At 65.4% G+C, this 12,075-nt stretch carries 9 protein-coding genes; 3 read left to right on the top strand and 6 right to left on the bottom strand.

The features are described 5' to 3' along the window. Positions 1–900: a DMT family transporter gene (locus ACNEOT_RS15720; protein ID WP_415974959.1), complete on the bottom strand. Its 900-nt coding sequence runs from the start codon at positions 898–900 to the stop codon at positions 1–3. Continuing rightward, positions 897–2,198 (bottom strand): DEAD/DEAH box helicase, encoded by a 1,302-nt coding sequence (locus tag ACNEOT_RS15715; RefSeq protein ID WP_415974958.1) that lies wholly within the window; start codon positions 2,196–2,198, stop codon positions 897–899. Before ACNEOT_RS15715 ends, ACNEOT_RS15720 begins: the two co-directional genes overlap by 4 nt. A 146-nt stretch (positions 2,199–2,344) precedes the next feature. Between ACNEOT_RS15715 and ACNEOT_RS15710 the strand changes: the two genes are divergently transcribed. Then, positions 2,345–2,815 carry a DUF4262 domain-containing protein gene (locus tag ACNEOT_RS15710; RefSeq protein ID WP_415974957.1) on the top strand — a complete coding sequence of 157 codons (471 nt, stop codon included), beginning with the start codon at positions 2,345–2,347 and terminating at the stop codon, positions 2,813–2,815. Positions 2,816–2,883: 68 nt separating this feature from the next. On the opposite strand, the gene gndA is transcribed toward ACNEOT_RS15710, so the two are convergent. The 4 genes from gndA to ACNEOT_RS15690 all read right to left on the bottom strand — a co-directional run bounded on the left by gndA (position 2,884) and on the right by ACNEOT_RS15690 (position 7,906). Beyond that, a complete protein-coding gene (gene gndA, locus ACNEOT_RS15705; RefSeq protein WP_314143064.1) occupies positions 2,884–4,335 on the bottom strand; it encodes an NADP-dependent phosphogluconate dehydrogenase in 1,452 nt (483 codons plus the stop codon). A 165-nt stretch (positions 4,336–4,500) separates the two neighbouring features. Further along, entirely contained in the window at positions 4,501–6,231 is a 1,731-nt protein-coding gene (locus tag ACNEOT_RS15700) for a DEAD/DEAH box helicase (RefSeq protein ID WP_415974956.1), read from the bottom strand. Positions 6,232–6,509: 278 nt separating this feature from the next. Further along, the gene (locus ACNEOT_RS15695) at positions 6,510–7,466 is read right to left on the bottom strand and encodes a M56 family metallopeptidase (protein ID WP_415975225.1); all 957 of its coding nucleotides are present in this window, start codon (positions 7,464–7,466) and stop codon (positions 6,510–6,512) included. 23 nt (positions 7,467–7,489) lie between these two features. Next, complete coding sequence (locus tag ACNEOT_RS15690; protein WP_415974955.1) at positions 7,490–7,906, bottom strand: BlaI/MecI/CopY family transcriptional regulator; 417 nt, start codon at positions 7,904–7,906, stop codon at positions 7,490–7,492. A gap of 201 nt (positions 7,907–8,107) precedes the next feature. Here ACNEOT_RS15690 and ACNEOT_RS15685 point away from each other — a divergent pair, with 201 nt between their 5' ends. Further along, positions 8,108–9,409 carry an alpha/beta hydrolase gene (locus ACNEOT_RS15685; RefSeq protein WP_415974954.1) on the top strand — a complete coding sequence of 434 codons (1,302 nt, stop codon included), beginning with the start codon at positions 8,108–8,110 and terminating at the stop codon, positions 9,407–9,409. A 140-nt stretch (positions 9,410–9,549) separates the two neighbouring features. Next, complete coding sequence (locus ACNEOT_RS15680; RefSeq protein ID WP_415975223.1) at positions 9,550–12,072, top strand: bifunctional lysylphosphatidylglycerol flippase/synthetase MprF; 2,523 nt, start codon at positions 9,550–9,552, stop codon at positions 12,070–12,072. The last annotated feature ends 3 nt before the right edge of the window (positions 12,073–12,075 follow it).

Raw genomic sequence — 12,075 nt, 5'->3', positions numbered from 1 at the left:
CTACCGGTCGGGTGCAGTCGAGGGGATCGACGCCCCGTCCGCGGTCTCCCGTTCGACATCGGACGAGGCCTGCGTCCGGGAGAGCAGAATCGTCGTGACGAGCATGACTGCCACCGCGACCACGATGACGGCTAGAGCGGCACCCTCGGCTCTGATTCGCTCGCTCAGGACAGTGAGACCGATGAACGCTGCGCCCAGTGGCTCACCGATCGTGACGGCGGGCATCGAGGCGGTCAGCGGTCCCGCCTGAAATGCACGTTGTTGGAGGTAGAAACCGAGCACACCGGATCCGACCAGTGCGTAGGTCTGCCAGGCCGTCAACGCTCCCAACGGATCGCCGTCGACGAGGTCGGTGACGTACTTCGTCAGAGCTGCAGCGAGGCCGAACAGCAACCCTCCTGCGGCACCGAGTAGAAGCGCTCGCACTCCGGGCGAGCTCAGCAGTAGCCCGGACACTGCCGCCCCACCGATCACGACGGCCGCTACGGCCAGTGGGATCAGCCATTGCGTGAAGGGTGCGTCGGTGCGGCCCTCACTCGGATCGCCCACCACGATGAAGACGGCCAGGGCGGTCGCCATCAGAGCTGCGAGGGCCCACGTCGAGGCCGGGAGGGTACGGCCGGCCAGTTTCGCCGACATCGGCAGCGCGAACAACAGGGCGGTGACCAGCACGGGCTGTACCACCAGAACCGAGCCGACCCACAACGCGGCGATCTGCACCACGTACCCACCGCCGTCACCGAGTACGCCGATCCACCAGCGCGGGCTCCTGATCAAGGCCGATATGAGGGACCCGCCTTCGGGGACGGACGACGCGGCGCTCTGCTGCGCCACCGAGGCACAGGCGAACAGGAAGGCCGAGACCAGAGCGAGCGCGACCGACAACCAGGAGGAGGTCACCCGCGTCGTCCTCTGCCGCCGCCACGCTTGCCCGCGGCCCGTCCGTTCCGTTCGTGCCGGGCAGGTGCGGCACTGCGCCGTGGATTCCGAGGTGCGGGTGTTTCGGCCTCGTTGGGCAGTGGCCTGCCGACGGGCGTGCGCGCTCCGGTCAGTCGACGCCACGAGGTTGGATCGGCCTCGGTATCGACAACCGTTGCCGAAACGCCGGCCTCGTCGGCCATCGCACGGACCTGCTCCACCTGGTCGTCGGTGGCCAGCGTAACGACGGTTCCGCTGGCTCCGGCTCGCGCGGTACGGCCTGCGCGATGCACGTAGTCCTTGGAATCCATCGGCGGGTCGACGTGAACGACGAGGGTGACGTCGTCGACGTGAACTCCGCGGGCCGCGACGTCGGTCGCAATCAGAGCAGTCGAGCTGCCCTCGCCGAATGCGGCAAGCGAACGTGTGCGATGCGCCTGAGTCTTGTTGCCGTGCAACGACGAAACCGGTACACCCAGCCGGCGACAGTCGTCGGTGAGTCGATCGACCGAGTGTGTCGTGCGCACGAACAGCAACGTGCGACCGTCTCTGTTGGCAAGTGCGGCAGCTACTTCGGTCTTGCGGGCGGCATCGACACGAAACACGTAGTGCGCGATGTCGGGCTCGCTCACCGACTCCGCGGTGGCGTGCTCGGCCGGATCGGTCAGGAACTTCTCGACCAGTCGATCGACGTCGTCGTCCAGCGTTGCCGAGAACAGCATCCTCTGACCGTCGGCAGGAGTCGCGGCCAACAGAGAGTCGACCTGGGGTAGAAATCCCATGTCCACCATACGATCCGCCTCGTCGATCACGGTGACCTCCACGCGATTCAGGGCGATGGAACGTCGCTCGAGCAGATCGATGAGACGGCCGGGGGTGGCGACCACGATATCGATTCCACGCTGAATCTCTCGGACATTGCGTTCGAGCGGAACCCCACCGACGACCCCGACGCTGCGCAGGCCGAACGTCGCACCGTGCATGTCGAGAACTTCGTGTATCTGGAGCGCCAGTTCGCGAGTGGGAGCGAGTACGAGTCCACGCGGTGCATTCGGGTCGCTACGACGGCCGGCGAGCCGCACGAGCAGCGGAAGCCCGAATGCAAGGGTCTTGCCCGATCCGGTCGGAGCGCGCCCGAGGACATCGCGGCCGGCGAGAGCGTCGGGCAGCGCCGCGGCCTGGATCGGAAACGGCTCCGAGACACCCGCATTCTTCAGCGAGTGCACGAGAACCACGGGAAGTCCCAGGTCTGCGAACGATCGAACGGATTGACCCGGCATGGCTGTGACCCTACCGCTGCGTCGACCATGCGTCGGAATCTTCTTGTCGGTGCCCCGCGCCATACTTCTGCTCCGAACGTACGTTCGATCGTCGTTCGACACCGCGGTTGCCGAGGGGGCGATCGCACACAGAGTATGGGGGAGCTATGTGCAAGATGTGTCAGGGCTACAGCGTCGACGAGTACATCGAAGGTGTGAAACGCACCATCGACAGGTGTGGTTGGGCCCTTCAGTACGTCGAATCGGAAGTCGATCCGGACGGTATCCACCCGGCGTTCTGCTACACGGTCGGACTCACGAACTTCGGCAGCCCGGAGATCGTCATGACGGGGCGCGGACCGCACGAGTCCTCACGAATCCTCAACTCGCTCGGTGCCTCGGTGGCGTCGGGGATGCTGGAGCTCGAATCCGGGATCGGTTGTACTGCAGCAGGGTTCGAGTTGTTCACCGTCGACGTACCGGACTGTGCGGACATTCTCTACACGGCATCCGACGTATACGGACCAGGGTGCTTCAATGCCGTTCAGGCGGTGTGGAAGGACCTCGAAGGTGCGCTGCCCTGGGAGGGCTTGCCGTCGACGGTGGTGCAACCGGTTTTCGGGCCGGTGCCCTTCTGACCGTTCTGTCCGAACAGCACGGTGGCGCTGCGTTCTGCCGCGCAGCGCCACCGGTGCACGTAGGTCGGTCAGGCCTCGATCTCGGAACGATCGCCGCTCCACAACGTGTGGAACTTTCCTTCGGAGTCGGTTCGCTCGTAGGTGTGCGCGCCGAAGAAGTCGCGCTGTCCCTGCGTCAGAGCTGCAGGCAGACGCTCCGCCCGTAGCGCGTCGTAGTAGGAGAGCGAGGACGCGAACGCGGGGACCGGAATGCCCAACGAGGCTGCGGTGATGACGACTCGACGCCAGCTGTCGATGGCGTTCTCGATGGCATCGCGGAAGTACGGTGCCAGGATCAGGCTGGGGAGTTCGGCGTTGTCGTCGTAGGCGTCCTTGATCCGGTCGAGGAACCGAGCGCGGATGATGCAACCACCGCGCCAGATGGTGGCGAGGTCACCGGGATGCAGGTTCCAGTCGTATTCGGTACTGCCCGCGGCGATCTGGTCGAAGCCCTGTGCATAGGCAACGATCTTCGAGGCGTACAGCGCCCGGCTGATGTCGTGCGTGAACTGCTCGGCGTCGGTGGGCTTGTCGGCAAGCGTTCCCGAGGCGAGCCCGACGGCAGCCTTGCGCTGAGCGCGTGAGCCCGACAGCGCCCGAGCGAAGACGGCCTCGGCGATACCGGTGACGGGGACGCCCAGATCCAGTGCCGCTTTGACGGTCCAGCGACCGGTGCCCTTCTGCTCGGCAGCATCGACGATCACGTCGACGAGCGGCTGCCCGGTCTTGGCGTCGACCTGACGGAGAACCTCGGCGGTGATCTCGACGAGGTAGCTCTCCAGATCACCGTTGTTCCATTCGGTGAACACGTCCGCAACCTGAGCGGGCGTGTATCCGAGAGCATCGCGGAACAGGTTGTATGCCTCGCCGATGAGCTGCATATCGGCGTATTCGATGCCGTTGTGGACCATCTTGACGAAGTGGCCGGAGCCGTCGGGACCGATGTGGGTGCAGCACGGCGTGCCGTCGACCTGCGCTGCGATCGACTCGAGTAGGGGACCGAGAGCCTTGTAGGACTCGGCCGGACCGCCCGGCATGATCGACGGGCCGTTGAGCGCGCCTTCTTCACCGCCGGAAATTCCGGCACCGACGAACAGCAGACCGCGCTCCTTCATCGCTGCCTCGCGACGGATGGTGTCGGTGTAGAGCGCGTTACCACCGTCGATGATGATGTCGCCCTCTTCCATCGCGCCAGCGAGCTCCTCGATCACCGCGTCGGTGGGGTCGCCTGCTTTGACCATGATGAGAACCCGGCGCGGCTTTGCGAGCGCGGCGACGAACTCCTCGATGGTTTCGGTGCGGATGAAGGTGCCCTCGGTGCCGTGCTCGGCGATCAGGGCATCGGTCTTGGCGACACTGCGGTTGTGCAACGCGACGGTGTGGCCGTGATGGGCGAAGTTGCGGGCGATGTTGGAGCCCATGACGGCAAGGCCGGTGACTCCGATCTGAGCCAGTTCTGTCGGTTCTGCTGCTGAGGTCATACCGACAGCTTTCCCTGCCGAGCAGTTTCGCGCGAGCCAACCCCCCGAGCCGTGTCGAACCCGACCCGCACAACGACGAGAGGTGCCGCATTCGCGAAGAATGCGGCACCTCTCGTAATCGAGAACTGATCCGGTCGACACTACGACCGCACGGTCACTGTCCGATCAGTGGCTGCGAGCCGGACCGTCGAAACCGTCGTACGAACGGCGGTCCGTACGGCTACGGAAGCCACCCGACCGGTGCTCGTCCTGGCGGGGAGCCGATGCCGGGCGACGGTTGTCCGAGCCCCGGTTGTCGGAGCTGCGTCCTTCGTAGCCCCGGCTCTCGGAGCCGCGGTACGAGCTCGAGTCGGTGCGACGCGGGCGGTCACCCTGGTATCCGCCTTCGCTGCGCGGATTGGAGCCCTGGTATCCGCCACTCGAGCGCGGGTTGGATCCCTGGTAGCCGGTGCGGGGACGGTCGCCCTGGTAGCCCTCGCTGCTGCGGGGGTTCGAACCCTGGTAACCGCCGCTGCTGCGGGGGTTCGAACCCTGGTAGCCGCCGCTGCTGCGGGGGTTCGAACCCTGGTAGCCGCCGCTGCGCGGGTTGGAGCCCTGGTATCCGGGACGGCTGTTGCGGTCACGGGGAGCGGACTCGGCGCGCAACGGCTCACCGGTCGGCTTCTTCGCACCGGTGATGCTGTTCAGTTCTGCCGAACCGGGGGAGACGTTGACGGCCGTGGCCTTGACGCCGGCCATACCGGTCAAGCGGAGGACCTGACGACGCTGATTGGGGAGCACGATCGCGACGACGGTGCCCTTCTCTCCAGCGCGCGCCGTACGTCCTGCGCGGTGCAGGTAGTCCTTGTGGTCGGCGGGCGGATCGACGTGAACGACGAGGTCGATACCGTCGACGTGGATTCCGCGAGCTGCAACGTCGGTGGCGACCAGAACGGGGGTGCGACCGTTCTTGAAGCGCTCGAGAACACGAGTGCGCTGATTCTGTGCTTTGCCGCCGTGCAGCGACTCCGCGGCGATACCGAGTGCACGCAGGCGATCGGTGATTCCGTCGCAGCCCAGCTTGGTGCGCGCGAACATGATGGTGCGGCCGCCCTCGCGGGCACCGATCTCGGAGAGAACCAGGTCCTTCTGACCCCGGTCGACCATGAGGACGTAGTGGTCCATGGTGCGAACGCTGGCCTTGCCGTCCTGAGTGGAGTGCTCGACGTGATCGGGCAGGAACTGGCGGACCAGCGACTGGACCTCACGGTCGAGGGTGGCCGAGAACAGCATGCGCTGTCCGTCTGCCGGGGTGTCGGCGAGGACGGCACGCACCTCGGGCAGGAAGCCCATGTCGGCCATCTGATCGGCTTCGTCGAGCGCGGTGATCTCGATGGAGTCGAGAATGCAGGTGCCCTGACGGAGGTGATCGGCGAGGCGGCCCGGGGTGGCGACGAGGACGTCGACTCCGCGTCGGAGCTGCTCGACCTGCTTGTTGAACGGAGTGCCGCCGACGGCGGGCATGACGCGCAAGCCCTGCGCATTGGCGTACGGAGCGAGAGATTCGACGACCTGGAATGCGAGCTCGCGGGTGGGAACCAGAACGAGCGAACGCGGGCGCTTGGCGGCCGGGCGGTCGGTGTGCAGCGACAGGCGCTGCAGAATCGGCAGGCCGAAGGCGAGGGTCTTGCCCGAACCTGTCTGCGCGCGGCCGAGGACGTTCTTACCTGCGATGGCGTCGGGAAGCGCCTTCTCCTGAATGGGGGAGGGCACGGTGATCGAGTTGCGCGCCAGTGCGGCGACGACAGCCTCGGGCAGTCCGAGATCGGCGAATGTGAACGCCGGTGCCGCTACGGGCATCGGGACAGCCGTGGTGTCGGTGGTGGAAACGGGTGTGTTGGAAACAGCGTGGGTCACGCAGTAAAGCCTCTCCGGATTACGGGCACGCCAATAAGCCCGAAGCTGAGAGCACCCGAAAAACCGGGGAACACGAAAAACAGCCAGAACACATTGATACGAGCCAGGGCACTGTCACCTGGCCATCAGAATGCAGGTGAGACCTGCACAAAGTGGGGCTGTTTGTGCCATTTCGATTGCTAGGTCGCGATGGCGACCGGTCTCTACTGTACGCGACGGATCGCGAATTGTTCACCTCGAGTCGATGTGACCTGTGCGACCCTGATCGGCCCGCGGTCTCATCCGACGAGTTTGCTCAGTTCCTCCAGCCACGGCATCGCCACGTAGATCGTGGGAAGAACGAGGATCACCACCGCCGTTGCGTAGGCAACCGCGGCGATGCGTACGTCGCTGCCCGGGCCGCTCAATCGTTGAACCCGAATGAGGGTGTGCGGTCCGCCCGCCGCCATCGCACCTCGCGGTGCGGTGGACCCGGCGCACGTGACCAGTGCCCGAGCCAGCGGGGTGGGGCCGGTGACCTTGACCGCCGAGTCGTCTGCCAGCAGTTCGACCAGGAGTTGCACGCTGCCCAGGGCCGACTTGCTTCGGACGATCCGCGGGAACGCTTCGTTCACCGCGGTGAATGCTTCGAGGACCAGGTCGTGGCGGGCTCGCAGATGCGACCGCTCGTGACTGAGGATGGCGGTGACTTCGGCCTCGGAGAGGTTGGCGAGTGTTCCGCGACTGAGAACTACCCGTTGGCGAAGACCGGGCAGGCAGTATGCGATCGGTTCTGCTGCGTCCAACACGCGGATGTCGGCATCGCGGAGACCGCGAAAAGGGTTCTCGCTCAGGTCGCTTCGATCGAGGAGGTCGACGAGCACACGGTGCCGGGAACGTCGACGACGGGTTCGAACTGCGACCTGGACGACGGAGAACATCAATTTGGCACCGATTCCCAGCGTGATCGCGAGAACGACGACGTACAGGAGCCACAGGGGAAGCCCCAGGGCGTCTATCTCGTCGGTCGGTGCCGTCGTGGGCCGTCCGTCCGGACCGGGAACGAGCAGCAGTCCGCCGATCGCGAGCCCGGAGCTGAAGGCCGAGAGCACCGCAGCGAGAGCGATTGCTTGCCACAGCACAAGGGCAGCGCGCGGCGACCGATACGGCCAACTCGCGCGAGCGAGCACGGCTGGAACCGGCCCCGCCAGAACAAGCGCGAGTACCGCGAAAACCAGCGCAGTCGTCGAGTTCATGTCCTCACTCACTACGGCTAGCGTCAGTCCGTCGGACGGCTTTCTCCAGCCGAAGGGGACTCTGTCGTCGATTGTGCCACTTCCAACGCCGCCAGCGCCTCGCGGAGTGCGGCGGCTTCGTCCGCCCCCACCTGTCCGACGAAGTGCACGAGTGCTGCCGCACGTCCACCCGACGCCGGTGCCTGCGACAGAGCGTCGACCATGAGGCTCGCGACCAGCTCGTCGCGTCCGTGCAACGGCGCATAACGGTGCGCTCGATCGTCGCGTTGCTGGACGACCAACTTCTTCTTCGCCAGCCGCTGCAGCACCGTCATCACAGTCGTGTACGCGAGTTCGCGACGCGTCGCGAGTGCCTCGTGGACCTGTCGAACAGTCTGGGGCTCCGTCGACTCCCACAGATGGTCCATCACCGCACGCTCTAGTTCACCAAGACCAGCCATTCGTCCGAGTCTACGGCTACTCCGACGCGGATGCGTACTACTCGTGGTAGTACCGAGCGGTCAGGTGATGTGGGTTCGGTCATACATCCGCACACATCGAGTCGGCGGGTCCCGACCGCTGGGATTCGAGGACGAATATTCTGTGCTGTGGTCGTGCCGCCCCTCGGTCCGACTTCGGCGGAAGTGAGCGGAGACGCAAGCGTGGACTGGTTCGATTCTCTGTCGTTGCTCGACGGCCCGGTACCGGTCATCGTGTCCGTTCTCGGTGCCCTCGGTGGTCTGTGGCTGCTCGTGTCGACATCGCAGCGCTACAGCAGGCGCGCGTTGCCGATCGCCGCGACAGCAGCAGTCGCGGTCACGGCGATCGGATATGTGGTGGTCGAAAAGGTGTGGCGACCGTTCCCGGATCCGATCGAGACCTCGATCTACGTGTGGATCGGAGTAGGGCTCGCTGCGCTCTTCGTGGTGATTCCCCGGCTGGCAGCCGCTCGTGGAGTGTTGGGCACGCTCGCCTCGATACTGGCAATGGTGTTCGTGGTGGCGGCGTCCGCCCTGCACGTCAACCTGGAGTTCGACGCCTATCCCACCGTCGGCAACGCCCTCGGGGTCGAGTCCGCGGCCCGCATCCAGTTCTCCGAGGTACCGGCCGCGGCGGCGCAGACCGTCGCAGGCACGCCACTCGACTCTGTCTGGACCGCGCCTGCAGATCTGGCGACCGCCGGGAAGGTCACGTCGGCGTCCATTCCCGCCACGGCGTCGAACTTCTCGGCCCGAGACGCCGAGATCTATCTGCCGCCTGCGTACTTCGCCGATCCCCGCCCTCTTCTTCCGGTCCTCGTGCTGCTCGCAGGTCAGCCGGGTGCACCCGAGGACTGGCTCAACGGCGGAAGGCTCGCCGAGACCATGGACAACTTCGCCCGTGATCATGCCGGTCTCGCGCCGGTCGTCGTCGTCGCCGACGGCACGGGCTCGTCCATTGCCAATCCACTCTGCGTCGATTCGCCTCAGGGCAACGTGGACACGTACCTCTCCCGCGACGTCCCCGACTGGATAGACACCGCATTGCAGGTCGACCCAAATCGCGCGCACTGGGCGATCGGCGGATTGTCCTACGGCGGAACGTGCTCGATCCAGATGGCAACCAACCACCCCGACGTCTATCCCACATTTCTCGACCTGTCCGGTCAGCGCGAGCCGACTCTCGGCGATCGAGATCGAACCGTGCAACAGATTTTCGGTGGCAATGCTGCGGCGTTCACCGCGATCAACCCGCTCGACCTGCTGAAATCACGTCAGTACCCTGCCTCGGCGGGTATTTTCGTCGTGGGGTCGGACGACAAGGACTACAAACCGGGCCAACAAGAGATGTACGACGCGGCGAAGGCCGCCGGAATGGATGTGCAGTACGTGGAGGTACCGGGCGGGCACAGCTTCGCGGTGTGGTCGGAGGGCCTCCGTCGTGAGCTCCCATGGCTGGCAACGAGAACAGGGTTGACTTCGTGAACGTGACCGATCCGGATCGACCGTCCGCGGCGAACGCCGAGACACCCTCATCGGCGGCGCTGGCCCCTTCACCGGACCTCGCCGGACCCTCGTGGATTTCTCAGCGCGCCGAGTCCGTTCGGTCGGGCGCATCTGCGGTGATGCGTCAACTTCGGCGGGTGTGGGCGCTCATAGTGTTCGGTGCCGTCGGAGCGCCGGTCAGCTTCACCCTGCTCGCAGTCATCTGGGTGATGGGCATCGTTGCTGCCGTCGCCGGCAATCGGGGTGAGATCGACAAGTACTTCGCAGTGGGCATCATGCCGTTCGAGCACTGGCACCTGTGGACCCCACTGACCTCGGGCTTGGCCGCACCCGATATCGCCGGTTGTGTGGTGGCGACCGTCGGGGTTCTGCTCGCCGCTGCACCCATCGAGCGCCGCATCGGGTCCCGTCATTTCGCGATCGCCGCGTTCGTGACACAGGTGGCGGGTTCACTGCTCGGCCTCGGTCTCGCGGCACTGGCCAAGGTCTTCGACGAGGACTGGGGGTTCCGGCTGCACGTCGGAACCGCAGTGGGTCCTACGACCTGGATCTTCGGCGTGGTGCTGGTCGCTACCTCGCGGATGGATACGTTGTGGCGCAGGCGAATCCGTGTCGGTTTGCTGGCGCTGCTGGTAACGTTGGCGCTCTTCGGCGGACACTTGCAAGACGTCGTCAGACTGGCGGCGGCGGTGATCGGCCTCGTCGTGGGACCGTGGATCGTCGGCCGTTCGGCGCGCGGACCGCGATTGGCAGGCACTCGGCGCGAAGGTCGAGTGCTGGTCGCGTTGATCGTTGCCGCGAGCGCCCTCGGTCCGGTTTTGGCGGCCCTGAGCCCCAACGCCGTCGGTCCGTTCGCGGTACTTCGCGACGTGGTGCGGGGTGTTCCGTACACCGCTGCCGAAGTGCGCGAAATCTGCGCCGACGCCACCACCGACCCGGCGGAATGCCGTCGCGGTCTGCTCGATCTCAGACTGGGGGGAGTCGGCCCGACCATCCTGAGCATCATGCCGTCGTTGTTCCTGCTGGTGATCAGCGACGGTCTGCGTCGTGGAAGGCGGTTTGCGTGGGCGATGGCGGTGATCGCGCAGGGGATTCTGCTCGCACTGTCGTTGGCCAACTTCGCCATTCGGTTCCTCGAATCCGGCGACGACCAGTCGCTGTTCTACGGAATGGAGTCACCGACCGCGTACCGCACCGCCGTGCCGTTCCTGCTGCCGCTGGTCGTACTGCTTATCCTGATCGTCACCCGCAAATTTTTCGATGTGTCTGCTCCCTCTGGCACCTATCGACGCTGGGCGGCGTCGGTGTTCGGGGTCGCCGTCGGCCTCGCCCTCGTCTACTCGATCGGTGGATACCTGGCGCGAGGTGGTTTTGCCGATTCACCGTCGTTCGGCGGTTTGCTGGTGGACTTCCCGCAGCGTTTGGTACCGCCGGTCTATTTGCAGTGGCTCGAACCGTCCCTGCTTCCGCAGAGCACCCCGACCACGTTGCTGTTCGAGTGGACCGGCGTGGTGTTCTGGGTGGTTGTCTGCGGGCTCACCGCAGGGACCTTCCTGACCCCGGTGTACGGATCGGAAACCGACGCCACCGAACGTGCACGCGAACTGCTCATGTCCAGTAGCGGTTCGGCTCTGTCGTGGATGACGACCTGGCGCGGCAACAAGTACTGGTTCGGTCCCGACGGCCGCAGCTATGTCGCCTACCGCGTCATCTCCGGCGTCGCCTTGACCACCGGCGATCCCGTCGGGCCGCGAGAGTCCCTGCGGGACAACGTCGTCGACTTCGCCGAGTTCGCGTCCGAGAACGGATGGATCCCGTGCTTCTACTCCGTCACGCCGGATGTTCGCCGCATCACCGACTCTCTCGGCTGGGGCGGCATTCAGGTCGGTGAGGAAACTGTTCTCGACCTGGAGGGAATTGCGTTCACCGGCAAGCGATTTCAGGATGTGCGGACTGCATTGAATCGAGCGAAGAAGGCGGGCGTCGTCGCCGAGTGGATCCGTTTCCCCTCGGCCCCGCTGGCGATCACGGACCAGATCACCGCGATATCGGAGGAATGGGTCGCTGACAAGGGTATGCCCGAGATGGGGTTCACCCTCGGTGGTCTCGAAGAGGTCGACGACGAGAACGTGCGTTGCCTGATCGCCGTCGACGAACACCGGACCGTGCACGGCGTGACCTCGTGGATGCCGGTGTACGAGAACGGCGTGATCGTCGGATGGACGCTCGACTTCATGAGACGGCGATCCGAAGGTTTTCGGCCCACGATGGAATTTCTCATCGCGTCGGCCGCTCTGCTTCTCGAGCAGGAGGGAGCCCGATTCCTCAGTCTCTCCGGCGCACCCCTGGCCAAGGTCGACGAGAAGCAGCCCGAACACGTCTCCAGCGCGGAACAGTCGACGCTGTCGGGACTGCTCGAACGACTGCTCGACGTCCTCGGACGCACTCTCGAACCCGTCTACGGATTCCGTTCCCTCCTGGCGTTCAAATCCAAGTTCCAGCCTCGATACGAATCGATGCACATGACCTTCGCAGATCCGGCCGCACTGCCCAGCATCGGCAATGCGATCGGCCGGGCCTATCTGCCCGACGTGTCGATCGGTCAGGGCGTCAAGCTGGTGCGCACGATGATCGAGCGGTGAGGT

Origin of the sequence: Rhodococcus sp. 077-4, from assembly GCF_047782425.1 — a bacterium.
In the GTDB taxonomy this organism is placed as follows: Bacteria; Actinomycetota; Actinomycetes; order Mycobacteriales; family Mycobacteriaceae; genus Rhodococcoides.
The sequence above is the reverse complement of the archived record's forward strand: the minus strand, read 5'-3'. Positions and strand labels throughout refer to the sequence as shown.

Coding starts and splice junctions, on each gene's coding strand:
- ACNEOT_RS15715 (WP_415974958.1), bottom strand. CDS start 2,198: ATGCCGGGTCAATCCGTTCGATCGTTCGCAGACCTGGGACTTCCCGTG.
- ACNEOT_RS15710 (WP_415974957.1), top strand. CDS start 2,345: ATGTGCAAGATGTGTCAGGGCTACAGCGTCGACGAGTACATCGAAGGT.
- gndA (WP_314143064.1), bottom strand. CDS start 4,335: ATGACCTCAGCAGCAGAACCGACAGAACTGGCTCAGATCGGAGTCACC.
- ACNEOT_RS15695 (WP_415975225.1), bottom strand. CDS start 7,466: ATGAACTCGACGACTGCGCTGGTTTTCGCGGTACTCGCGCTTGTTCTG.
- ACNEOT_RS15690 (WP_415974955.1), bottom strand. CDS start 7,906: ATGGCTGGTCTTGGTGAACTAGAGCGTGCGGTGATGGACCATCTGTGG.
- ACNEOT_RS15680 (WP_415975223.1), top strand. CDS start 9,550: ATGCGTCAACTTCGGCGGGTGTGGGCGCTCATAGTGTTCGGTGCCGTC.